A 24564-nucleotide genomic window follows, 5' to 3' on the forward strand; every position below is an offset into this window, starting at 1 on the left:
TCCCTCACTTGAGCGACGAATTTTTACGTTCGATGCTGTAACGTTCAATTTCTTTATAAGAAACTGTTTTAGATTTACGTTTTTTCACATCGACGAGCGTTACCCTGTCAGTACAGGAATAACAAGGGTCAAGACTACCGATAATTAACGGCGCATCAGAAACGGTATTTCCTTGCAACATATAACGTAATACTGGCCAGTTAGCATAAGTTGCAGCACGGCAACGCCAGCGGAATAATTTTTGGTTATCACCCAACATACTCCAGTGAACATCTTCACCGCGTGGTGCTTCAGTAAAGCCCAGAGCAAATTTATATGGCTGATAAGTAAAGCCTTCGGTTAATAATGGACCTTCTGGCAAGTTATCTAAGGCATATTCAATCATTGCCATTGAATCCAAGACTTCTTTAATACGTACCATCACACGGGAAAATACGTCGCCACCTTCATAACTAAAGAGCGTCAGTGGAAGATTGCCATAATCTGCAAATGGGTGGTCAAAACGCACGTCACGTTTAAAACCACTCGCTCTTATCATTGGACCTACTGGGCTAAAATCACGAGCCACTTTCTTATCTAAGATACCAACACCAACAGTACGTTGTTCCATATTCGGCGCTGATAGCAATATATCCACTAATTCAGTGACTTCTTTGCGCATTTCTCTAACAAGTTGGATAGTCTTCAGACGCTGATCTTTTAAGATATCGCGACGAATACCCCCAATTAAGTTCAAGCCATAAGTTTTACGCGCACCAGTGAGCATCTCTGCAATCTGCATTGATTTTTCACGAATACGGAAAAATTGCATAAAGCCAGTATCAAAGCCTGTAAAGTGACTAGCTAAACCAATGTTTAATAAATGGCTATGAAGACGTTCAACTTCTAATAAGATAGAACGAATAGTATGCGCACGACGTGGTACTTCAATGCCTAACGCATTTTCAACAGAAGTCACATACGCCACACTGTGAGTAAAACCACAGATACCACACACGCGGTCTGATAAGAATGTCACTTCGTTATAACCCATACGGGTTTCTGCCAGTTTTTCCATACCACGATGAACATAGAACATGCGGTAATCGGCATCGACAATGTTTTCACCGTCTACAAATAAGCGGAAGTGTCCTGGTTCATCCGAAGTAATGTGCATTGGACCAATTGGCACAACGCGTGCATCTTGCTTACCTTCGTTCAAGAAGGGATAAGTTTCAACTTCAGTTGAGGGTGCTGGACGTTGGCGATAATCCATCGCATCTTTACGCAGTGGATACATCTCTTCAGGCCAGTCATCTGGAAGCACTAAACGACGTTCATCAGGTAAACCAACAGGGATAAGACCATACATATCACGAATTTCACGTTCACCCCACACTGCGGCTGGTACACGCGGTGTCACTGACGGAAACTCTAAAGTGATTGGGCTAACATGGGCTTTTACAACAACCCAGCATTTTTCACCCTCTTCCATTGATAATGCGTAATAAACAGCATAGTCCCCGTTTAAACTACGTTCGTCATTACCGAATAAAACAGGTAACCAACCGCCTAAGCCGTAATACAGATATTCCACCACTTCAGGGAGTGATTCCGTTTTTACTGTTATCGTCAATTGATCAGCGGTTTGTCGCTCTTCATCAAGAACGGCTGATGGGAATTTCTCACGAACCTTGGCAACGTAATCTCCGCCTAGTTCTTTTCCCTCTTTTCTACTGACATAATTTTGGTAGCTCACGTTACATCTCCTGAACCGATGTGGATGGATTGCTGATTAAAGCCGTTGGCCATGCATAAGTAGGTGACTCACTTTTATCAATATTCATCACGATATTAGCGGCATTTTCTAACAGCTCGCTGACAGGCTTAGGAATGTGAGTTCCCATTAACAGCATAAGTGCAATCAGAATGACCATTGGTAATGTGGTTAAAATTCCCAGTTCACCTTTAGCAACAACATCAGGTTTTGGACCAAAGACAGTTTTAGCCACCATACGAACTAGACCACCTAATACTACGGTCAATAACAATAATAATAGGATAGTTAAGCCAATGTGCTGAGAAGCTAAACCTGCCACAACAATCATAAATTCACTAATAAAGACATTGAAAGGCGGCATACCACCTAGCGCTAAAGCACCACCAGCAAAAAGGGCTGCACTTAATGGCATCACTTTAAACATGCCTTTCACGACATTTAAATCACGAGTACCATATTTCAATAACACGTTACCTGAACCACAGAACAACAGTGCTTTCGCTAAGCTGTGGTTTAAGGTGTGGAATAAAGCAGCCAAAATACCAATTGGTCCGCCAATCCCTAATGCGACGGCAATTAATCCCATGTTTTCCACACTGGAATACGCTAAAAGACGTTTCATATCACGCTGAATAAGAATAAAGAACGCCGCGATAGCAACAGAGAGGAAACCAAAGATTAACAATAAGTTACGTGTGAATTCAGTACCAATTGCCGCATCAATAATGATGTAGTAACGAATGATAATTAACAGCGCACAATTCAGTAAAACTGCTGATAACAGCGCACTGACAGGGCTTGGTGCTTCACTGTGTGCATCTGGTAACCATGCGTGCATTGGGAATAAACCCGTTTTGGTACCGAAACCGATTAAAATAAAGACAAAAGCTAAATGCATCAATGTTGGATCTAACTGGTCTGTATATTTCAACACTTCAGTCCAGAAGATAGCCTGATCTGGATCAGGCATAAAGCTTGCGGCATTGGCATAAACCAAAATAGTCCCGAAAAGACCAAACGCCACACCCACACTACAAATGATGATGTACTTCCACGCAGCTTCCAAAGAAGAACGTTGACCATAAATTCCGACTAAGAATGCAGAGCTTAAGGTTGTTGCTTCAATTGCCGCCCACATTAAGATCAAGTTATTACTGGTGATTGCCAATAACATGGTGAACAAAAAGAGGTGGAAGAAACCATAGTAATTACACAAAGTGCGTACTGAGATTTCGCCCTCATCCACTTCATGATTCATATAGCCAATAGAATAAAGCCCCGTTAAAAAGCCGATAATACCTAAGATGGCGAGAAATAATGCGCCGAGGCTATCCACATGAACCCAATTAGCAGCAGCCAATATTTCGCCATGAGACATGACATCTGCCACAGTCCCTAATGCAGCGATTAACAATACGGTGATACCAATAGCATGAATACCCGTCACAATAGGGCGCGCACCGGCTTTTAATAACGGACTTAGAAACGCCAGTATTGAAAATACCAACGGTGAAAACATTAAAATCGTTAACATGGTTGTTTGGTTCATCTCCTCACCCCTTCAGCGCGGTCAGTTGATCCACGTTCAGTGTGTTGAGCGTGCGGTAAATCTTACGAGCCAACACTGCCATCACAATCACAGCGAAGATGGCGTCAGTGGCGATCCCGATTTCGACCAGTTCTGGTGCTCTCCACGCCAATAATGCCAGTGTTAAGTGAGAGCCGTTTTCCATTAAACAATAACCAAAAGCTTGTTTTAGGATATTTCGCTGAGTCACGATACACAGCAGACCCAACATAAAATGTCCCAGAGAAACTGCGAGTGCAGGTTTCAAATCAACGACCATTGGTATTTGAATTGGCTCAACGACGAACCAGCTTAAGACCACAATCACTGCGGCTAGCAGCATTAATATTGCTGGGCTGATAACGCCAGCATTCGCACTAGGATCGGATAACTTACGGAATGCAAATCCTAGAATAAGTGGTACAAGCAGAACTTTAGTGAAGAAAGCGGTAATGGCCCAAAGTGTGAGTTGGTGTGCATCTAATGTATTGGCTAAAGTGACGAAAATCATCACTAAAACGAAAGATTGCAATGCATAGAACCAACAGGATGCAATTGGCTTTTTCGCGCCAATTACCAGTAGCGAGGTGATCATCATTAACCCCGCCAGATTGTTTACGATAAGTGCTCCAGTCATGATTTATCTCCCTTATCCTAGCCAAGTGACTGCGATAACACTGGATGCAAAGGACATAATAATCAGTATTCCAATTACAATTTGCATTGCCATAGGAACAGGCTGTCCTTCCTCAACTTCTGTACTTGGTTTGCCAGGAACGACACGACCAAACCAGTAGATAAACCAAGTGAAGCTAGCAACAGATTCAATCAGTACTAGCACCATAATTGGTGTCATCACCCAGAAAACACTCGACAGTTCAAAACCTGCGGCAAAAATTGGGAATTTACTAAAGAAGCCATTCATTGGTGGAACACCTGCGATTGCCAGCGCGGCAACACAGAAACCCACACCCAATAATGGATATTTATTAATTAACCCTTTTAAGCGCGGCAACATACGAGTACCACAGCTATAACTCAATGCACCAGCAACTAAAAAGAACAAACTTTTAGCGAAGGCATGGTTAAAGATATAAGCAATACCACCTTCAAACGCTTCGCGCGGTCCAAAGATTGAAATAGATAATGCAAGGAAGATATAAGAGAGCTGAGTGATAGTTGACCATGCTAACAAGCGTTTCATATCTTTTTGTGGCAGATACATCATAAAGCCATAAATCAACGTGATAACCGCCATGGTAATACCCACCCAACCAATAAGGTGAGGAACATCACCATCTGCTGACATAATCGCACGAGCAAAGATGTAAACACCGACTTTTACCATTGACGCGGCGTGTAAGTAAGCACTCACAGGAGTTGGTGCTTCCATCGCATCAGGTAACCAAGCTTGCAGTGGTAATTGCGCTGATTTACCCCAAGCAGCAAAGAGAATTCCACCAAATACAATCAGTTTGGTTGGCTCATCTAAGGTTGCAATTGCGGTTAATTCAAATGTCCCCGTACTCACAAACAGAGTTGCAGCAGCGAGATAAAGACCGATTGAAGCAACGTGAGTGATCAACAACGCTTTCATTGCTGAACGGAGCGATTTTTCAGATTGGTAGTAACCGATTAATCCCCAAGAACATCCCCCGGTGATTTCGAAAAACAGGAGTTGCCCCAGAATAGTCGATGAAAGGACTAACCCCGCCATTGCACCAATAAAAATCAACAAGAAGGCATAATAGCGACGAGTACCATCATGTGGATGCTCGCGGTTGCCATTGGTTAGATAGCCAGTGGAGTAAAAACTCACCAACAATCCTAAGAACACAACAGCGAAAGCAATCAATGTACTGACACGATCAATGGTAAAACCAAAGAGCGCAACATCGCCATATTGTACTAGCGTAATTGTGGTATCGACTTTACCTTCAGCGAGGAACTGCCAACCTAAAACAACCGTTCCTAATGTGGCTAATAAAGCGAACAGTGTACATAACCACTTCGCCATCCGATTTGGCATTAAGGACGTAATCAACGCCCCCGCAAATGGGATGAGTAAGGTCGCAAGAGCTATATTTTCCATTGTAATCATCGCTCCTTATAGACCGGTTAAATAGAAAACAAGAGCCAGTGCCGCAACACCGAATCCTAACCATGTCACATGGTGAGTCAGTAAGAAGCGACCACGCGCTAAACTGTTTTCAACCAATGACGCTAATACAAACACCACTAACAATTTTACTGCCATTAAAACTAACGCAATGATCAGTGCAATAAAGGTGAATTCTGTTGCTTTACCAAAAGGAATAAATATGGCTAAGAACAGTTCAGCCACTACCACTTGTTTTAACCCAAGACCCAGTTTCACCATGGCAAAACCAGAGCCTGAATATTCAGTTAATGGTCCTTCTTGTAACTCTTGCTCAGCTTCTGCAACGTCGAATGGCATTTTTCCCATTTCGATAAATGCAGCAAAAGCACAAGCTAATAAGGCTAACAGTGTGGCAGTTGGTGATACCCACCCTTGAGCAAGTGTTGCACTAATAGTGCCGACGTTGGTTGAACCCACAATTAAAGCCACCACAATCAGTGATAACACTAAGATAGGCTCTACTAACACACCCAGAGTTAATTCACGGCTAGCACCAATACCAGCAAATGGGCTTCCTGAATCCAGACCCGATAAAGAGAAGAAGAAACGATAAAGTGCAAACAGATAAATCAGTGCGATAAGATCGGCTGCACCCGCAAACAGTGACGTTGCGGTAAAGACAGGCAGTGCCATTGCAACCACCAGCATGCTGCCAAGTAGTACATAAGGCATCACTTGGAAGATCACGCCAGATTGCTCAGGTGCTACTGATTGACGTTTAAATAACTTAAAGATATCTCGATAATCTTGCAAAATCCCAGGGCCTTGACGCGAATGCATCTTGGCGCGAATTGTGCGCGAAATACCTGTACATAATGGGGTTATCGCCAATAAAAAGAGTGCTTGTATTAGTGCGAATATACCCATCATTAACGTAGGTGCTTCTTGGAAAGTCATAAGTCCCTCTCCTTACGCTGCGATGACTAAAAGCAAGATGACCAGCGCTGCAACAACGTATAGACAATAGAGTCTGAAATCCCCGCCTTGTAGGCATTGGATACGTTTTGCAAAACGTTGGATACCACGAACCAGAGGATAAATAATGCGTTCATCCCAGAATGGTTCGACCTTTTCAGCACCGAGCTGTGTTTTATTAAAACCACGAGATAGCAATGGAGATGGATCAAGTTGTTTACGCATACGATAAAGTGGTGCAAACATGCTGCGTAATGCTTGAGTAAAGCCACCTGCTGACACTGCCATATCTTTTTCCCACACATAACCACACGCCCAAGGATTACCTTTACGACGAAACGCAGGTTGATTGCCTTTTAGGCCGAGGTAAATCAGGAATGGGATAAGCGGTAGAGCAATTAATAAAACAAATGTTAATGCTGGAGAGAACATTGCTTGTGATGCAGTATCAGGAACAAGCATTGAGCCTTGAGCCACAGTTAATGCGCTGGTTTCGCTAAGAGACATTGCAATATTGGCAATGATTGGTGCAACAAAAGCAGCTCCCACACCTAACACAACACAGAAAAGTGCTAATAAACCCATCGCAATCGTCATTGGTAGTGGTACTTCTTTTGCTTTTGTTGCTTGCTCACTACGAGGACCGCCACAGAAGCTAACACCATAGACTTTAACGAAACACATTGCCGCTAATGCCCCTGTAATTGCCAGCATAATAATGGCAATAGGACCACTTAAGCGCATCACAAAGTTACCTTCGTAACTCATCGTAAATAGAGACTGATAGGTATACCATTCACTAACAAAACCGTTTAATGGTGGTAACGCTGAAATCGCCATACAACCAATTAAGAATGCCGTTGCAGTGTAAGGCATCAGTTTGGCTAACCCACCCATTTTGTCCATATCACGAGTGTGAATTTGATTAATAATGGCGCCAGCTCCGAGGAATAATAATCCTTTAAACACCGCATGGTTTAATAAGTGATATAAAGCACCTAACAGGCCAAGTGCGGCAATAACAGGATGATCTGTTGCCATTCCTACCATACCGACACCAACACCCATTAAAATGATGCCGATATTTTCAACGGTATGCCATGCAAGTAAACGTTTTAAATCGTGCTCTGCTAATGCGTACATAACACCCAATACAGAAGAAACCGCACCGAATGCGAGGACGACAATTCCCCACCACATTTCAGTAGCACCCAACAAATCGATACCGACTTTAATTATCCCGAAGATACCAATTTTAACCATTACACCTGACATTAATGCCGATGCATGTGAAGGTGCTGCGGGGTGAGCTTTTGGTAACCAACTGTGTAATGGCAACATACCGGCTTTGGCACCAAAACCAAAGAAGCCCAGTAAAAAAACCACAGAGGCCATCGCAGGAGAAAGTGAGAGTTGACGGAATGAATCAAAATCAAGGCTACCACTTTCACGCCACATCAAGAAGAAGGCAATCATGATTAACACGGAGCCTGCGTGAGCAATAAAGAAGTAGAGTAAACCTGCGTGAATAGATTCGTCATCTTGGTCAGCAATAACTAAGAACCAAGAAGCCAGTGACATCATTTCGAACAGGATAATAAAGTAGAACGCATTATCCATCACCACTAAGCCAACCATAGAAGCAATAAACAGATTCATAAAGAATCCCATGCTCCAAGCGCCGCGTCCTTTATATTCTTGCACATAAGCAAGAGAATAAAGCGCACACACGCTGACCAGTAATGAAATGACGAACACCATAAAGGCGCCTAACATATCCATGCGCACCACAAAGGCGGCAAAATCGAAAGGCCCTGCGGCGGTAAAAGTAGCGATTTCACCACCAAAAATAACCGGTAATGCACTTAAAATACCTAAGACACCACCAATGATTGCGCTGATCCCTGAAATAAGGATTGCCAACCCTTCCTGTTTTTTTAAAAACAGTGCAATAACGCCACCAACAACATACAGGATGACTGACCACAGCAGTAACTGAAGAGGTTCCATATTACTTCCGCTCCTGTGTCAAAGTAGATAAATCGTCAAGATTCGTAATGGGTTCCATCACAGAGCCTAAGCGACGCGTTTTCATCTGCTCTTCAAGTTTGTCTTCTTCAACTAAATGCAATGCATCGGTTGGACATACGTTGACACAAGCAGGGCCTTCATCAGAGAAAGCACATAAATCACATTTCACTGCGATTGCGCGGATACCTGCATTCCATGCAAGGAATGGGTTGGTTGTTGGAAGACTTGCTGGCACATCTGCCAACATTTCTTCAGGCACAAAGTGTTCAAAAACAGCCGGTAAGTTAACGGGTTTACTACCTGATGGTATAATTGCACCAAAAGGACAAACTAGACCACACAACTTACAGCCAATACACAGGCTCTCATTAAGAAAGATCATATTATCTTCATGAGTGATGGCATTGACTGGGCACACGCGAGCACAAGGAGCATCCTCACAGTGCCGACAAAGCATCGGTGCTGTCTGATCCTCCACTTTTACCACTGTAAGACGCGGATGCGCCTGTAAACCCACAGCTTGGTGAACTTCTGAGCAAGCTGCCATACAGGTATTACACCCTATGCATCGTTGTGGCTCTGCAATTACAAAGCGATTCATTCGCCACATCCTCCGAGAAAAACGTTTAACAGCATTACTGTCGTCAATTTTTCTTTAGATAAAGCATATTTCATGCCAAGAGAGGATTTAATTTATTTATGATAAAAATCATTAAGATAGAAACACAAGAAGGAACTAAGAATGACGTATCGACAATAATGACGTTGACACTTAACTAGAGTGTAAGAAATGAAATGAGACAGATAAAAATCGATTTTTTCTGCTTAATTGGCGTTATTACTCAAATACCATAATATTTGATAGAGTTTTTATTTAGTGTTAGCAATTATTTTATTTCAGAGTTAAAAGTATTAACCGAAAATGATTATTTTAAACTAAATAATAATCTAGTTAATGATTCAATTATCGTTATTTTGGGATAGAAAATTAATAATAAAAGAGAGATGAAAAGAAATGAGATTTTATTTAAAAAACCTAATTTAGTTAATATTAATCACAGGATAAAAGAAAAGAAGAAAAAAATAAAAGAGATATATCAAAGTAAATGTCTATATTGAAAGGGTTTCCCTAGTACAACTAAAATATAAAATAAAGATCAATAATATTACAGGATTAATGTTTTTATCTATACTCTTCAATATCTCTTAAAGGAAAGTCAAAATAACTTAAATAAATATTGCTGTGGATTGTCTTTACCAAAACAACCTACATACTTATTTTAAAAAAATGGTTATTTTTTACCAATTCCAATATTGAATATCACATTCTATTTTGGCATCAGGAATAATGAAGGGGTAAATAAGTTAGAAACAAAATAATAACACATAAAATTAAATAATGCAGTAATACAAATCACTCAAATTTTTAGAAAGAAAATACTACCTATCAATCAATATTTATAAATTAAAATAAAAAAATACCGCAGATATTTAACATTATCTGCGGTAATTATTTATTGTGCTTATCGTTTCGCTCAGTAAAATAATCTATGCGATTATTTTACGCGCGATACGTATTCACCTGAACGAGTATCAACTTTGATAACTTCACCGATTTGTACAAACAGTGGAACTTTAACAACCGCACCAGTGCTTAATGTTGCTGGTTTACCACCTGTACCTGCGGTGTCACCTTTCAGGCCTGGATCAGTATCAACGATTTCTAATTCAACAAAGTTTGGTGGAACAACAGCGATAGGACGACCATCCCACAGTGTTACGATACACTCAGCTTGGTCAATCAGCCATTTAGCATTTTCGCCAACAGCTTTCTCGTCTGCTGCTAATTGTTCGAAGGTTTCGTTGTTCATGAAATGCCAGAACTCACCGTCGTTGTACAGGTAAGTTAAGTTGATATCCATGACATCAGCACCATCTGCTGAATCAGTAGATTTAAATGTTTTTTCCAGTAATTTGTTAGAAATCAGTTTACGCAGACGCACACGAGCAAATGCCTGACCTTTACCTGGTTTAACAAATTCACATTCAGTAATGACGGCTGGCTCGCCATCTAACATGATTTTAAGACCTGAACGAAAATCGTTGGTATTATAAGAAGCCATGAATATCCTCTAACTTTTTTAATTTAAAATGGCATAGCCAAAAAATGGCACACATTGTAACTCATAATCACCCCACCAGAGAAGTCTGGTTAACACAACTCGCGCAGGCAATCAGTGATCCTGTTGAATTACTCCAACTTTTAGCGTTGGAACATCACGCTGATCTCCAAAAAGGGGCTCAGGCGCGACGGCTTTTTCCGCTACGGGTTCCCCGTGAATTCGTTGCACGCATGAAAAAAGGCGATCCTAACGATCCATTACTTTTACAAGTATTAACTGCAAATGCTGAATTTACCATAACACCAGGATTTTCTACGGATCCGTTAGATGAGCAACAAAATGCGGTGCCAGGTTTATTACATAAATATCAGAATCGTGCATTGCTTCTGGTCAAAGGTGGTTGCGCTGTCAATTGCCGCTACTGTTTTCGTCGTCATTTTCCTTACGAAGATAACAAAGGAAACAAAGCGAATTGGCAAAAAGCAATTGAGTATATCAAAAATAACTCAAAACTCGATGAAATCATCTTCTCAGGGGGAGATCCCCTTATGGCGAAAGATGATGAGCTTGATTGGTTGATAACACAATTAGAGGCTATTCCTCATCTTAAGCGCTTACGTATCCACTCTCGCTTACCTGTGGTTATCCCTGCACGTATTACGGATACGCTATGCAAACGCCTGCAACAATCACGTTTGCAAAATATCATGGTATTGCACATCAATCACGCCAATGAGATTGATGACGCATTGAGAGAAGCTTGTTCAAAGCTAAAAAATGCCAACGTCACTTTATTGAATCAAGGTGTGTTATTACGAGGTATCAATGACAGTGCTGAAGTCCTTGCGGATTTAAGTCGCACACTATTTGATGCCGGCGTTATGCCATATTACTTACATGTTCTAGATAAAGTGCAAGGTGCTGCTCACTTTATGGTGCCAGACAGTGAAGCAAGAGAGATCATGAAAGCACTAATGAGCTTAGTTTCAGGTTATATGGTACCTAAACTCACGCGTGAAATTGGTGGTGAACCTAGTAAAACGTTGTTAGATCTTGGATTACGCCAGCAATAATCCATATCACAAAAACAAAAAAGCTGTAGCTCAATTCAAATAGATGAAGTGACTACAGCTTTTTATCTATTAGCAGACTAATAAATAGTGAATAAATAAAATGCCCTTATTGGCATTTGTAAACTTGTCCACTCATTTTGCTATCTAATGGTGCAAAGCTATCAACAAAGCTACCTGCGCCAGTACCAACGTTAAAAATAACGTTACCACCCATTGCGGCTGCTTTATTACGTAGATCGTTAGCAGCACCTCGCAGTGATTGGCTTTCAGTACGGGAACCTGATAACCAGTTATTTTGAACACCAGTCACTGTTCCTAATAATTGGCATTCACTGCCTGGTTGCGTATCAGTGATTTGTACCTGTGAGCCCGCAGTGCTTAATGTGTTTGTTGCAGAACAGCCTGCTAGTAACAACGCAGCAGCAGCTCCCAATAACAATTTAATTCGCATGATCCCCTCATTTATTTGAGTGTCCGTTTAGTAATGACAACAATATACCTTGTCATCTCTCTTATGCGCAAAAATAAATCATCATCACTATCTCACATTAGCCAATAGCCTTAAGATATTATTTTCGCTTCAAACTTATTTTAACGTACAAATTCGGCTTTGAGATAGACAAAGCAATAATGCCCCTATTCTACACCGCTTTTATGCTTTTAAAACGATCTGACCTATTTTCAGCCTACACAGTGCGAGAATGAACACACAATTAGTTCATTTTTTTAAAAGTCTTCAGACAGCAAACCGCTATCTGAAGATAATATTGAACAAATTAACTCAAATGATGATTCAACGCTTCTTCTTTTAAATCTAATTCATGGCGTAAACGATGAAAAATATGTTCGCTAATATGACGTGATTTACGTAACTGCTGTAATGTATCGCGCTCTATTTTTAATGCACTACGAGACAACTGACGCTCCATGCTAAACAAGCGTTTCAGATCAAGCGCCCCTTCTTGCACACTGTCTTCACTATCAAGACGACGGCTATAAATTTCTAATAAATGTGAACCTGCCTCATTGCGTAGTGACATCTCATCAAGATCTTCACAAGGTTGGTTCATTAGCTCATTAATATGCGCAATCGCCGCTTCGTTTAACGCCAAACGCGTACGAATTTCATCATTTTCATAAGGTAAATCTTCTGATAGCCCTTTAGTTAAAATCGGCAATGCAATTGTGGCTATCAATAATGAACAGAGAATAACGCCCATGGAAATAAAGATGGCGAGATCTCGTGTTGGGAAAGGTGAACCATCTGTCATTAATAAAGGAAGGGTTAAGATACCTGCTAGTGTAATCGCACCTCTAACACCCGCTGTTGCCATAATCGCCATTAAGCGCAGATCATGACGAGATAAACGTTTATTAGGAGAACGGAATACCGTCAGCGACATCGATACCCATACCCACGAAAAACGCAGTACAGCAAGTCCGATTGTAATAACGATAATATAACCTACAACTGCCCAAGGATTAGTTGCACCCGCCGATTGCGTCACTTCAGGTAAAATTTTCCACATTGCAGGAAGTTGTTCGCCTAATAGAATAAAAATCATGCCATTAAGTGCAACCTGAACCGTATCCCAAACCGCTTTACTTTGCATACGTGTCGCTGCTTGCATACGACCCACGATTTTTTCGTAGTGCATTGCAATACCAGCAACAACCGCTGCTAAGATCCCAGATACATGGAAATGCTCCGCTAATAAATAAGCAATAAACGGCATCAATAAGCTGATCAAGATTTGGATAGCTGGATCTTCACCAGTACGTTTAACCAAAAACTGATTTAATCGCCCAATCACGCCAGCCACAATCAAACCAATCGCAGCACCACCTAAAGCAACTAATAAAAATTGCCCCGTTGCTGAAGCAATAGAAAAAGAACCTGTTAATGCTGCTGCGACCGCAAAGCTAAAACAGACTAAGCCTGTAGCGTCATTAAGCAACGACTCGCCTTCTAAAATATGTGTCATACGTGAAGGAAGTGGCGAATTGACTGTCATTGCAGACACAGAAACAGGATCGGTTGGCGATAAAATCGCGGCTAATGCAAAAGCAATCGCAAGCGAAATAGAAGGAATAAGCCAATGAATAAAAAAGCCCATCCCAATTACGGTAACAACAACTAAACCGATCGCTAACGACATAATCGGTTTAATCTCTTGGAACAACGCCTCTTTGGGAATACGCCAACCATCTAAAAACAGCAATGGAGGAATAAAGAGGAACAAGAAAAGATGTGGATCAAACGCCACTTCAAAGCCAAAGATCGACAAACATGCGCCAACCGCAATTTGGATTAATGGCAAAGGAATTTTTTCTGACAGTAATCGTGAGATAAACACACTCACAATCACGGCAAAAAGAAAGATAAGTACAATTGCGACGACAGACATGGTGAGCACCCCAATTTATTTAATATTTTTTAAGCGGTGCAGTAAAAACGATCTGTTGCCTAATTGTAAAGAAATAAGTTGTTTCTAATTATATATAAAATGAATTATCTGATAATTCTGAAATAAAACGGCATAAAAAGACCCGAGTCTACGAAGTGACCTTAGTCATTAGGGTCACTTCATTATCTAGATCTGGGCTTAAATTGTTATCTACATTTCAAATTTTTTCTCTGATTTCGGATCTTTGCTACCATAGATATCTGTTTGGATAGTAATCAGCAATTCGTGAAGGGTTGATTGTAGAAATATCAGAAAATCCGGCTGATTGATGGTTCTCTCTACTACGGATACGGGTAAAAAGCGTTTCATTTCACCTTCAAATCTGGCACTTTTCACCAGTATGGGTAAAGAGCCAATCCTTTCCTGTAACACCCCTTCAAATTCATCATTCAGTTTATAATCAGCAATCTTTTTCATGACCAATTCAGCGTCAGGTTTTGCACCTTGCTGATGTAACCATACCAAATCCCACATATCTCGATATCGAATATGACTTGTCGTTGCTGGGAAAGATACCAATTTATCAGCCATAATTTCTGTGAGTTCTTCCACGCGAATAATGAGATCAGAGTATCCACTTGGGAGCTGCTCATAGTTTGAAACAAGTGTTTTTATACTTTGTGTGTACGCTGGGATATTGGCTATTTCTATTTTGATTTTCTGTTTCGGCAAATCATTTTTACCCTGATTGGTCGTCACTGAAATTTGCCATTTATCAACTTTAACATCAGCGTATTCCGGCTCCTTTCTCAATTCTTTAGGTTCTTTAACAACGACCTCTAATCCATAACGTTCACCAACATACTTTTCAATGCAGCCTTTAATTTCAAGCATCTGCTCTGAACAAAAGTCACGACCACCAGCAAAATCCAGATCTTCACTAAACCTGTTTGAGTTATAGCAAAGCCTGAGTGATGTACCACCTTGAAATGTAAGACTCTTTAAAAGACCTGCCGAAGATAAAGCAAAAATAATGTCATAGTAAAACAATTCCTTTTCTACGACAGGTCTATTGGAGACATAGCCTTTTTGCATGACAATATCATCAACCAATTTGTTAAAATCAACGAGGTCAGTCATTATAAAGTTCCTCTGGTTGAATGAGGTGTGTGTTTCTACCAACCCGTATCAAGTCTTTAACAGCCGTTTCCTTCGTCGCGATCCTCATCGGCCCTCTTCCTTTTATGGTTGTATTGATGATTTCAAACGGTTTCTTTTTCGTATGAGTAATTTCAATAACTCCCCAAGGGGTTTTAAACTCACCTGAACGCCCCGTTGACATAATGGTTAATCTATCGATGGGAATCTGTGAAATAACACCATACTGAGACAAAGCTGATTCAAGGCTGACATAGTTGTAATGGCCTCGTCTAATATTTTCGGCTAAGCGCTCCAAAGGATAAGGTCCTAACGAGCCATGCGAATAGATGTATACACCTTTTGACGCTCGCTTCAACACATTAGCAGAGACCAATCGATCGACTGATTTTTGCAGTGTCTTTTGGGACTCATCAGGAAAGAGTTTTTCTAAATCTCTGGTGAGAAAAATATTTCTGCCTTGATTAGCGAATTTTTCAAAAGTATTAACAGCGGTTATTAAATCCATAGTGTTACCTCAAACGAAACCACCCTTTATAAGGGGTGATTTTGTGTACTAAAGGTATGATATGCGAATTATGTTAACAAATAAACCCCAAAAAAGGGGATATTATGTATACTAATAATAAGATATACAGGATCTGATCCAAACTCCAGAAGTGACAATTCGTGCCCAATATCGGATTTGACGAGAAAATATCAAATATTTTTTTGAAAGTTTTCGAAATTCTTTACCCACTAAGTATTAATTTACAATAGTGATTTTCAAATCTCGATCGTATTTAGACATAAAAAAACCCGAGCCTAAGCTCGGGTTTTCTCTGTAAAACGGTAAGCTGATGAATTACATCATGCCGCCCATTCCACCCATGCCGCCCATACCGCCAGCACCACCTAAATCCATTTTGTCATCTTTAGGTGAATCTGTGATCATTGCTTCTGTTGTGATCATCAGACCTGCGATAGATGCTGCAAATTGCAGTGCAGAACGAGTAACTTTAGTTGGATCTAAGATACCCATATCAATCATATCGCCGTAAACATCAGTTGCCGCGTTATAACCGTAGTTACCTTCACCCGCTTTCACGTTGTTTACAACAACAGATGGCTCTTCACCTGCGTTAGCAACGATTTGACGCATTGGAGATTCCATTGCACGTAATGCAACGCGGATACCCACTGTTTGTTCTTCGTTATCACCAACCATATCACGCAGAGCGTTAGCAACACGAACCAGCGCAGTACCACCACCCGCAACAACGCCTTCTTCAACAGCTGCACGAGTTGCATGCAGAGCATCGTCAACACGAGCTCGTTTTTCTTTCATTTCAACTTCAGTTGCTGCACCTACTTTAATTACTGCAACACCGCCAGCTAATTTAGCAACGCGTTCTTGTAATTTTTCACGGTCATAATCTGAAGTTGCATCTTCGATTTGTTGACGGATTTGAGATACACGACCGCTGATAGCGTCTTGATCACCTAAACCATCAATAATAGTGGTTGTATCTTTGTTGATAACAACACGTTTTGCTTGACCTAAGTCTTCTAATGTTGCTTTTTCTAACTCCATGCCGATTTCTTCAGAAATCACAGCACCGTTAGTTAATGTTGCGATATCTTGCAACATTGCTTTACGACGATCACCAAAGCCAGGTGCTTTAACAGCAGCAACTTTAACGATACCACGCATGTTGTTCACAACTAATGTTGCCAGTGCTTCACCTTCAACGTCTTCTGCAATGATAAGCAGAGGTTTGTTAGCTTTAGCAACACCTTCTAAGACAGGCAGTAATTCACGGATGTTAGAAACTTTTTTATCAACTAACAGAATGAATGGGTTTTCTAATTCTGCTGTACCCGTTTCAGGTTTGTTGATGAAGTAAGGAGACAGATAACCACGGTCAAACTGCATACCTTCAACAACGTCTAGCTCATCTTCTAAGCCAGTACCTTCTTCAACGGTGATAACACCTTCTTTACCCACTTTATCCATCGCTTGCGCGATCAGAGTACCAACGGTTTCATCAGAGTTAGCAGAAATTGTACCAACTTGAGCAATCGCCTTAGTATCTGAACATGGAACAGACAGTTTTTTCAGTTCTTCGACTGCTGCAAGAACAGCTTTGTCGATACCGCGTTTCAGATCCATAGGGTTCATGCCAGCGGCAACTGCTTTTAAGCCTTCGGCAATGATTGATTGTGCTAATACTGTTGCAGTTGTAGTACCATCACCTGCCGCATCATTGGCTTTAGAAGCAACTTCTTTCACCATCTGTGCGCCCATGTTCTCGAATTTATCTTCGAGTTCAATTTCGCGAGCAACAGATACACCATCTTTAGTAATAACAGGTGCGCCGAAAGATTTATCTAAAACAACATTACGACCTTTAGGACCTAAAGTTACTTTAACTGCATCTGCAAGAACATTAACACCACGTAACATTTTATTACGAGCATCTACACCGAATTTGACGTCTTTAGCTGCCATCGTATATTTCCTTTGAATTCGTTCAGTTTAAGAAGATCTTAAAAGAGAAAAATTATTCTTCTACAATTGCTAAAATGTCGCTTTCAGACATGATAAGCACGTCTTCGTTATCAATTTTTTCTGTTTTAACGCCATAACCGTCGTTAAAAATTACGATATCGCCAACTTTAACATCCAGTGGTTTAACGTCGCCGTTTTCCATAATACGGCCTTGACCTACGGCTAAAATTTCGCCACGAGTTGATTTACCCGCCGCAGTGCCAGTCAGTACGATACCGCCTGCTGATTTAGCTTCGACTTCTTTACGTTTAACAATAACACGGTCATGTAATGGACGAATCTTCATTAATAGTGCTCCTATAAAAAAGTCCATATCAGGATTAAGGTTGATACCAGTGCCCAAGATGAACCAGTACCATGACGATACAGGTGGGGGCATCCAGTAAAACTTCAAGGGGAGAAGTGTGATTTTTTTTCAAATTTTCCCCATTTCAGTTGATTATGCTTTGGGCTAATTATTTTTTGTCAGAAAAATGGTTGTTATCCTGATCTTCCGTCTTATTATTCAGTTGGTTACTCGGTGAATCCTCTTTACGCTGAAACTCGCCTTCAAAGGTTGATCCATTCTGATTAGAAGAAAATCCACTTTGACCATGACCTGCTGAATAAATTTGAATTCGAGAGATCAGTTTCGTCACTAATAGCGCTTGCAATGGTGGTAATAACAACAGCAAGCCCAAGAAATCTGTAAAAAAGCCTGGGATCAACAGTAAAATACCTGCCAGTATTAATGAAACGCTTTTCACCATTTCTGCTGCTGGCACTTCACCCACTGCAAGTTTTTGTTGCATTGAAGCAATATTTTTTACGCCCTGATTTTTTACCAGTGAGACACCAACACAAGAAGTCAGCACCACAAGGAATAGTGTTGTAAGAACGCCAATAGAAGATGCCACATTGACGAAAATAACGGCTTCTATATAGATAAGAAGGCAGATAACAATTAATGGGAGCCAACGCACTTGGTTCTCCTTTTTATAAAAAAAGATTCATATTATTAATAGAAAGGAGTGTGAACTACATCTAAGGTGATGGTTTACGAACTCGCTTTTTCTTAGTTTATCTACATAATAATGGGGAGCCTAACACTCCTTTTCAAGGGGCGTTAAAAAGAGAAGTAGAACTGCAAAATCCATGAGATAGATCACAAAAAGAAAATATTTAGAGGTTATTTACGTATAAAGTGATCCAGCTTAAAGGTATTTGTTCACAACCCGAATATGATCGTGTCAGTACCAAGCAAAACGGTAAGTTATATTACATTATTAACCGTTAACGATATATTTTATTAACAAGCGCATAACTAGACAGTTAAAATTTTAATAAGAAGGTTCTCATGTCAAATAAAACTCGTATCGAAGAAGACCTGTTAGGTAAAAGAGAAGTTCCTGCTGATGCTTACTACGGCGTCCACACTTTACGTGCAATTGAAAACTTCTACATCAGTGATCGTACCATCAATGATGTTCCAGAATTCATTCGCGGTATGGTAATGGTGAAAAAAGCTGCTGCATTAGCAAACAAAGAGCTTCACACTATTCCTCGTGAAATCGCTGATACGATTATCAAAGCCTGTGACGTAGTATTAGAAACAGGTAAACACATGGATCAATTCCCAGTTGATGTATTCCAAGGCGGTGCAGGTACTTCATTAAATATGAATACCAATGAAGTTATCGCAAACATCGGTCTGGAATTAATGGGCCATCAAAAAGGTGAATACCAATACCTGAACCCAAATGACCACGTCAATAAGAGCCAATCAACAAACGACGCTTATCCTTGTGGTTTCCGTGTAGCGGTTTATAACTCTATTATCAAATTAACAGAATCTATCGAACTGCTGAAAGCAGGTTTTGATAGAAAAGCAGTTGAGTTCAAAGACATCCTGAAAATGGGTCGTACTCAATTACAAGATGCTGTACCAATGACTTTAGGTCAAGAATTCCACGCTTTCTCTGTACTGATGAAAGAAGAAATCAAAAACCTGAAACGCACTGCTGAGTTACTGTTAGAAATGAACTTAGGTGCAACAGCTATCGGTACTGGTCTGAATACAGCGCCTGGTTACCAAGAACTGTCTGTTAAAAAATTAGCAGAAGTAACTGGTTTAGCTTGTGTTCCAGCAGAAGACTTAATTGAAGCAACTTCTGACTGTGGTGCTTATGTCATGGTTCACGGTGCATTAAAACGCTTAGCTGTGAAAATGTCTAAAATCTGTAATGACTTACGTTTACTGTCCTCTGGTCCTCGTGCAGGTCTGAAAGAAATCAATCTTCCAGAACTACAAGCAGGTTCTTCAATCATGCCAGCTAAAGTAAACCCAGTTATTCCAGAAGTTGTTAACCAAGCTTGCTTTAAAGTTATCGGTAATGACACTTGTGTCACTATGGCAGCTGAAGCTGGTCAATTACAATTAAACGTAATGGAACCTGCAATTGGTCAAGCAATGTTCGAATCAATTTCTCTGTTAAGCAACGCTTGCCGTAACTTAGTAGAAAAATGTGTTGATGGTATCACTGCGAACAAAGAAATCTGTGAACACTTCGTATTTAACTCAATCGGTATCGTTACTTATCTGAACCCATTCATTGGTCACCATAACGGCGACATCGTTGGTAAGATTTGTGCAGAAACAGGTAAGAGTGTACGTGAAGTTGTTCTAGAACGTGGTTTATTAACCGAAGAACAACTGGATGATATCTTCTCTGTTGAGAACTTAAAAAACCCGGCTTACAAAGCAAAACGCTTTGATGATTAATAATTATGTTTCATAACATAACCATGTTAAACATAAGAATGAGCTCTTAAAAATACAAGGCACGGACTCTTTAAGGGACGTGCCTTTTTACTTGATTGTAAAAACAAAAATTTAACTTATCTTTCTCATTTTTTTAATTATCTCAAGGAGTAAACGCTATGTTAGCCGTAGAATTGATTATCGTTCTGCTGGCCATTTTCCTCGGTGCGAGACTTGGGGGAATTGGTATCGGGTTTGCCGGTGGTTTAGGGGTTTTAGTTTTAGCTGCTATCGGTGTTAAACCTGGTTCAATCCCTTTTGATGTTATCTCCATCATTATGGCTGTTATTGCCGCAATCTCTGCGATGCAGGTTGCTGGTGGTTTGGATTATCTTGTTGGCCAAACTGAAAAACTGTTAAGACGCAATCCAAAATACATCACAATTCTTGCGCCTATTGTGACTTATTTCTTAACTCTATTTGCAGGTACAGGGAACATCTCTTTAGCAACACTGCCAGTTATCGCTGAAGTTGCAAAAGAACAAGGCATCAAACCTTGCCGTCCTTTATCAACCGGTGTTGTTGCAGCTCAAATCGGTATTACTGCATCTCCTATCTCTGCGGCTGTTGTTTACATGGCTTCTGTCATGGAAAACCCTGCAATGGTGGGTGAAGGTAACACTGTAAGTTATATCACTCTGCTGTCTATCTTATTACCAGCAACTTTCCTTGCTATCATTCTGATGTCATTTATCGTGTCTTGGGTATTTAACTCAAAACTGTCTGATGATGCTGTCTATCGTGAGCGTTTAGAACAAGGTCTGGTTGAATTACGTGGTAGCCAAGAACGTAGAGAAACATTATCAGGTGCTAAATCATCTGTAATGCTGTTCTTACTGGGTGTTGTCTGTGTTGTAACTTATGCAATTATCAACAGCCCAAGCTTAGGCATCGTGAAAGAACCGTTAATGAACACCACTAACGCCATTCTTATCATCATGCTGAGTGTTGCAACCTTAATCACTGTTTTCTGTAAAGTGAAAACTGACAACATCCTAAACTCAAGCACCTTTAAAGCAGGTATGAGTGCATGTATCTGTATTCTGGGTGTTGCATGGTTAGGTGATACTTTCGTTTCAAGTAACATCGATTGGATCAAACTGACTGCGGGTGACTTAATCACTGGCCATCCTTGGTTATTAGCAGTTATCTTCTTCTTCTGTTCTGCTCTGTTATATTCTCAAGCAGCAACAGCGAAAGCGTTAATGCCAATGGCTTTAGCATTAGGTGTAACTCCATTAACTGCAATTGCTTCTTTCTCTGCGGTTTCTGGTCTGTTCATTCTGCCAACTTACCCAACATTGGTTGCAGCAGTTCAAATGGATGACACTGGTACAACTCGTATCGGTAAATTAGTCTTCAACCACCCATTCTTTATCCCAGGTACTATTGGTGTGGTATTAGCTGTCGGATTTGGTTTCCTCTTCGGCGGTATGATTTTGTAGTTTGAAGTAAAAAATTAAAACATTGCAAAAAAGTGCTTAGCACTTAAAAGAAATAAAAAATAAGAAAATACCCTGTCGCAAGATGGGGTATTTTCATTTTAGCTTATCGCTCCTCGCTTTCATTTTTAGCTAAAGTCTGCTAATTATGATGTTCTCGCGACAACGTGATTTAAGGAGATTTCCGTGCAACGTGAAGCGTTATTAGACCACGTACTTATCCAATTAGAGCAATACGGCTTAGCTGCAACCTTACCTGAGCTTCTTCAAGATTCGGGTATCAACGAATCTGATCTTCACCCTTTCTGGCCTGATAGAGATGCATTGATTTTTGATTGTCTTCGCCACCACGGACAACAAATTGATATTTGGCAACGCCAAGTAATGTTAGATGAAGAACTCTCTATCGAACAAAAACTACTGGCACGTTACGATCAACTCGCTATGCGTTTAGAAAAAAACCGATTCCCAGGTTGTTTATTTGTTGCTGCTTGTAGCGCATATCCTGATGAGCACTCTCAAATCCACCAATTAAGCCAACGTCAAAAACAAAGCTCATTTGATTACTCTAGAACGCTACTACGCGAGCTTGATATCGAAGATAGCGAGTTAGTTGCCAAACAGATGGAGCTCATCTTAGAAGGCTGTTTAAGCCGTTTAATGGTGAATCATCATGCTGATGATATTATTACAGCAAAATTATTGGCAGAAGATATTCTTAAGATTGCTCAATGCCGAAAAAATGGTGCATTAAGTTAGTTGTAAGCGTTAGAAAACGAGACAAATGATCTGTTTTTTTGTTTGTACTCAATTTCTATCTGTAGAGTAGCAAAAAACAAATTTAATCATCAAAAAAAGAGAAGGTTTTCTCTTTGATATGCAAAAAAGTGAATATCTTTACTGATTGTTATTTAAGCATTTTTTACTAAAAAATAGCTTATGATGAAAATTTAAACTCGAATAGAGTAAAAAGAAAGCAAACAAACTTATTTTTGCATTTTTTATTAAAAAGACGTTGACGCATCACGCTGAATACGGTTTAATGCGCCTCGTTAGCCCGAATAGCTCAGTCGGTAGAGCAGGGGATTGAAAATCCCCGTGTCCTTGGTTCGATTCCGAGTTCGGGCACCATCTTTAGAAAAACCAGCCTTAGGGCTGGTTTTTTGCTTTCTACTCTTCATAATTTTCAATATCTCTTTTCAAACAAGACAATCCCTTTATTGCATTATGACTTTTCTTGTTCTCTTAAAATATTATTTCTAATGCAGCCTTATTATATGAACAAGACTGCATAATATTAAAAATAGAATTATCTTTCTTGTAATGCTTGTTTCATCCTAGTTATTGGCTTAATCAAATATTGAAATACTGTTTTTTCACCCGTCTTAATATCCACACCAGCAATCATCCCTGGAATGACAGGTAATTCCTTTCCGTTTTTGTCAGTAAGATGACTACTCTGTGTAGTGACTAACACACGATAAAAAGCTTCATCTTGATTGAGTTTTAAATCACTAGGTCTCTTTTGATCATGCAATGTATCTGGGCTAACTAAAGTAACAATACCTTCCAATCCACCATAAATAGCGTAATCATAAGCAGTTAGTTTGACTAATGCAGGCATTCCTGTACGGACATAAGCAACATCTCTCGGGCTGATATAAGCCTCAACTAATAGTTGGTCTTCCAATGGGACAATTTCCATAATATCCTGCCCTGCTGAAATTACTCCGCCAACAGTATTAATACGTATATTTTTGACTATACCTCTTAATGGAGCCCGTATTAATGCTCGTTCGACCGGATCAGCACGCCCTGCCATATTTTCCCTTGCCTGAGCTAATTCTGCTTCCGTTTTAACTAATTCAGCACTTGCTTCCGTTAGATATTTATTTTTCTTTTCATTTATCTGAGATTGAATATCGGCTGACTGTCGCTCCATTCGCAACAATTCCACAGCAGACATCGCACCTTGTGCAACAATAGGTCTTGTTATTGCGATCTCTCTGTCTAATAAAGCTTTGCTTTTTTGTAAATTATTTACCCCTGATCCCAGCGCCTCTTTACGTATATTGTATACCGTTGTTTCACGCGCCACTAAATCAGCGGCTAATCCCTCAGGGAATTTTAGTTCAGTAGAATATGCCTCCGCTTTAAGTCTTGCTCGAATGGCTTCAAGATTATCAACTTTCGCTTCACTCTCTCTCAAAATAGCCGAGGAACGGGTATCATCCAGAGTCAGCAATACCTGTCCTTTTTCAACAATATCCCCTTCCTTGACTTCCATGCTTTTTAATATTCCGGCATCCAGTGTCTGAATGATCTGTTCCCGGCTGCTGGGAATAATACTACCCTGCCCACGAGTAACTTCTTCAAGACTACTATTCCATGCCCAAATAACAAAAATAATCAAAAAAATCAGCAACATTGTGATCATCATAAAGCTCTTATGATGTTTTTCGTGCTGAAGTGCTGCATGTAAGTCATTTAGAAGTGCTAAATCCTTATTAGAAAAAGCTTCTTTAGAATGACTTGGAGGCGTCACTTGTTTTTTATTTAATTCATTCATTTCAACG

General features: G+C 40.2%; 20 protein-coding genes and 1 tRNA gene. 5 read left to right on the forward strand and 16 right to left on the reverse strand.

Features of this window, described 5'->3' with window-relative positions; all coding sequences use genetic code 11:
• Positions 1-4: 4 nt before the first annotated feature.
• The 8 genes from JEP71_RS11205 to efp form a co-directional block, all read right to left on the reverse strand.
• Positions 5-1738: a hydrogenase large subunit gene (locus JEP71_RS11205; protein ID WP_198626238.1), complete on the reverse strand. Its 1734-nt coding sequence runs from the start codon at positions 1736-1738 to the stop codon at positions 5-7.
• A 1-nt stretch (position 1739) separates the two neighbouring features.
• Positions 1740-3308: a hydrogenase 4 subunit F gene (locus JEP71_RS11210; RefSeq protein WP_198621038.1), complete on the reverse strand. Its 1569-nt coding sequence runs from the start codon at positions 3306-3308 to the stop codon at positions 1740-1742.
• Positions 3309-3312: 4 nt separating this feature from the next.
• A complete protein-coding gene (hyfE, locus tag JEP71_RS11215) occupies positions 3313-3963 on the reverse strand; it encodes a hydrogenase 4 membrane subunit (protein WP_109374269.1) in 651 nt (216 codons plus the stop codon).
• Between the two features lie 12 nt (positions 3964-3975).
• Entirely contained in the window at positions 3976-5427 is a 1452-nt protein-coding gene (locus tag JEP71_RS11220) for a hydrogenase 4 subunit D (protein WP_109374268.1), read from the reverse strand.
• Between the two features lie 6 nt (positions 5428-5433).
• Positions 5434-6384 carry a respiratory chain complex I subunit 1 family protein gene (locus tag JEP71_RS11225; protein ID WP_006536164.1) on the reverse strand — a complete coding sequence of 317 codons (951 nt, stop codon included), beginning with the start codon at positions 6382-6384 and terminating at the stop codon, positions 5434-5436.
• A gap of 12 nt (positions 6385-6396) precedes the next feature.
• Complete coding sequence (gene hyfB / locus JEP71_RS11230; RefSeq protein ID WP_198621037.1) at positions 6397-8412, reverse strand: hydrogenase 4 subunit B; 2016 nt, start codon at positions 8410-8412, stop codon at positions 6397-6399.
• 1 nt (position 8413) lies between these two features.
• Entirely contained in the window at positions 8414-9034 is a 621-nt protein-coding gene (locus tag JEP71_RS11235) for a 4Fe-4S dicluster domain-containing protein (protein WP_198626239.1), read from the reverse strand.
• 955 nt (positions 9035-9989) lie between these two features.
• A complete protein-coding gene (gene efp / locus JEP71_RS11240; RefSeq protein ID WP_088494539.1) occupies positions 9990-10556 on the reverse strand; it encodes an elongation factor P in 567 nt (188 codons plus the stop codon).
• A gap of 44 nt (positions 10557-10600) precedes the next feature.
• On the opposite strand from efp, the gene epmB reads away from it, so the two are divergent.
• Positions 10601-11629 carry an EF-P beta-lysylation protein EpmB gene (gene epmB / locus JEP71_RS11245; RefSeq protein WP_198626240.1) on the forward strand — a complete coding sequence of 343 codons (1029 nt, stop codon included), beginning with the start codon at positions 10601-10603 and terminating at the stop codon, positions 11627-11629.
• Positions 11630-11735: 106 nt separating this feature from the next.
• Here the strand turns inward: epmB and JEP71_RS11250 are convergent, their stop codons facing one another.
• The 7 genes from JEP71_RS11250 to JEP71_RS11280 all read right to left on the reverse strand — a co-directional run bounded on the left by JEP71_RS11250 (position 11736) and on the right by JEP71_RS11280 (position 18708).
• The gene (locus tag JEP71_RS11250) at positions 11736-12080 is read right to left on the reverse strand and encodes a DUF4156 domain-containing protein (protein ID WP_023582946.1); all 345 of its coding nucleotides are present in this window, start codon (positions 12078-12080) and stop codon (positions 11736-11738) included.
• Positions 12081-12405: 325 nt separating this feature from the next.
• Entirely contained in the window at positions 12406-14037 is a 1632-nt protein-coding gene (locus JEP71_RS11255) for a Na+/H+ antiporter (protein WP_109374264.1), read from the reverse strand.
• Positions 14038-14247: 210 nt separating this feature from the next.
• The gene (locus JEP71_RS11260) at positions 14248-15177 is read right to left on the reverse strand and encodes a nucleotidyl transferase AbiEii/AbiGii toxin family protein (RefSeq protein WP_198621034.1); all 930 of its coding nucleotides are present in this window, start codon (positions 15175-15177) and stop codon (positions 14248-14250) included.
• Positions 15170-15703, reverse strand: coding sequence for a type IV toxin-antitoxin system AbiEi family antitoxin (gene abiEi / locus JEP71_RS11265; protein WP_198626241.1), 534 nt, complete (start codon positions 15701-15703; stop codon positions 15170-15172). Before abiEi ends, JEP71_RS11260 begins: the two co-directional genes overlap by 8 nt.
• 336 nt (positions 15704-16039) lie before the next feature.
• A complete protein-coding gene (groL, locus tag JEP71_RS11270; RefSeq protein ID WP_198621032.1) occupies positions 16040-17686 on the reverse strand; it encodes a chaperonin GroEL in 1647 nt (548 codons plus the stop codon).
• A gap of 52 nt (positions 17687-17738) precedes the next feature.
• Positions 17739-18032 carry a co-chaperone GroES gene (locus tag JEP71_RS11275; RefSeq protein WP_036914050.1) on the reverse strand — a complete coding sequence of 98 codons (294 nt, stop codon included), beginning with the start codon at positions 18030-18032 and terminating at the stop codon, positions 17739-17741.
• A 169-nt stretch (positions 18033-18201) separates the two neighbouring features.
• Positions 18202-18708: an FxsA family protein gene (locus JEP71_RS11280; RefSeq protein ID WP_198626242.1), complete on the reverse strand. Its 507-nt coding sequence runs from the start codon at positions 18706-18708 to the stop codon at positions 18202-18204.
• Positions 18709-19082: 374 nt separating this feature from the next.
• On the opposite strand from JEP71_RS11280, the gene aspA reads away from it, so the two are divergent.
• The 4 genes from aspA (at position 19083) to JEP71_RS11300 (ending at position 23119) form a co-directional block, all read left to right on the forward strand.
• On the forward strand, positions 19083-20507 hold the full coding sequence (gene aspA / locus JEP71_RS11285; protein ID WP_109374261.1) for an aspartate ammonia-lyase: 1425 nt from the start codon (positions 19083-19085) through the stop codon (positions 20505-20507).
• Between the two features lie 158 nt (positions 20508-20665).
• The gene (locus JEP71_RS11290; protein ID WP_198621030.1) at positions 20666-21991 is read left to right on the forward strand and encodes an anaerobic C4-dicarboxylate transporter; all 1326 of its coding nucleotides are present in this window, start codon (positions 20666-20668) and stop codon (positions 21989-21991) included.
• A 183-nt stretch (positions 21992-22174) separates the two neighbouring features.
• Positions 22175-22747 (forward strand): division control transcriptional repressor DicD, encoded by a 573-nt coding sequence (gene dicD, locus JEP71_RS11295; protein ID WP_109374260.1) that lies wholly within the window; start codon positions 22175-22177, stop codon positions 22745-22747.
• A 296-nt stretch (positions 22748-23043) separates the two neighbouring features.
• Positions 23044-23119 (forward strand) — tRNA-Phe (locus JEP71_RS11300).
• Between the two features lie 178 nt (positions 23120-23297).
• On the opposite strand, the gene JEP71_RS11305 is transcribed toward JEP71_RS11300, so the two are convergent.
• Positions 23298-24557, reverse strand: coding sequence for an HlyD family type I secretion periplasmic adaptor subunit (locus JEP71_RS11305; protein ID WP_198621029.1), 1260 nt, complete (start codon positions 24555-24557; stop codon positions 23298-23300).
• Between the last annotated feature and the right edge of the window lie 7 nt (positions 24558-24564).

Origin of the sequence: Proteus sp. PR00224 (genome assembly GCF_016238105.1) — a bacterium.
Lineage (GTDB): Bacteria > Pseudomonadota > Gammaproteobacteria > Enterobacterales > Enterobacteriaceae > Proteus.

What these genes read in the sequence shown, in the direction of transcription:
- hyfE (WP_109374269.1), bottom strand. Translation starts at nt 3,963, where the DNA reads ATGACTGGAGCACTTATCGTAAACAATCTGGCGGGGTTAATGATGATC.
- groL (WP_198621032.1), bottom strand. Translation starts at nt 17,686, where the DNA reads ATGGCAGCTAAAGACGTCAAATTCGGTGTAGATGCTCGTAATAAAATG.
- JEP71_RS11225 (WP_006536164.1), bottom strand. Translation starts at nt 6,384, where the DNA reads ATGACTTTCCAAGAAGCACCTACGTTAATGATGGGTATATTCGCACTA.
- abiEi (WP_198626241.1), bottom strand. Translation starts at nt 15,703, where the DNA reads ATGGATTTAATAACCGCTGTTAATACTTTTGAAAAATTCGCTAATCAA.
- JEP71_RS11305 (WP_198621029.1), bottom strand. Translation starts at nt 24,557, where the DNA reads ATGAATGAATTAAATAAAAAACAAGTGACGCCTCCAAGTCATTCTAAA.
- JEP71_RS11255 (WP_109374264.1), bottom strand. Translation starts at nt 14,037, where the DNA reads ATGTCTGTCGTCGCAATTGTACTTATCTTTCTTTTTGCCGTGATTGTG.
- JEP71_RS11250 (WP_023582946.1), bottom strand. Translation starts at nt 12,080, where the DNA reads ATGCGAATTAAATTGTTATTGGGAGCTGCTGCTGCGTTGTTACTAGCA.
- efp (WP_088494539.1), bottom strand. Translation starts at nt 10,556, where the DNA reads ATGGCTTCTTATAATACCAACGATTTTCGTTCAGGTCTTAAAATCATG.
- JEP71_RS11235 (WP_198626239.1), bottom strand. Translation starts at nt 9,034, where the DNA reads ATGAATCGCTTTGTAATTGCAGAGCCACAACGATGCATAGGGTGTAAT.
- JEP71_RS11275 (WP_036914050.1), bottom strand. Translation starts at nt 18,032, where the DNA reads ATGAAGATTCGTCCATTACATGACCGTGTTATTGTTAAACGTAAAGAA.
- hyfB (WP_198621037.1), bottom strand. Translation starts at nt 8,412, where the DNA reads ATGGAACCTCTTCAGTTACTGCTGTGGTCAGTCATCCTGTATGTTGTT.
- JEP71_RS11260 (WP_198621034.1), bottom strand. Translation starts at nt 15,177, where the DNA reads ATGACTGACCTCGTTGATTTTAACAAATTGGTTGATGATATTGTCATG.
- aspA (WP_109374261.1), top strand. Translation starts at nt 19,083, where the DNA reads ATGTCAAATAAAACTCGTATCGAAGAAGACCTGTTAGGTAAAAGAGAA.
- JEP71_RS11210 (WP_198621038.1), bottom strand. Translation starts at nt 3,308, where the DNA reads ATGAACCAAACAACCATGTTAACGATTTTAATGTTTTCACCGTTGGTA.
- JEP71_RS11290 (WP_198621030.1), top strand. Translation starts at nt 20,666, where the DNA reads ATGTTAGCCGTAGAATTGATTATCGTTCTGCTGGCCATTTTCCTCGGT.
- epmB (WP_198626240.1), top strand. Translation starts at nt 10,601, where the DNA reads ATGGCACACATTGTAACTCATAATCACCCCACCAGAGAAGTCTGGTTA.
- JEP71_RS11220 (WP_109374268.1), bottom strand. Translation starts at nt 5,427, where the DNA reads ATGATTACAATGGAAAATATAGCTCTTGCGACCTTACTCATCCCATTT.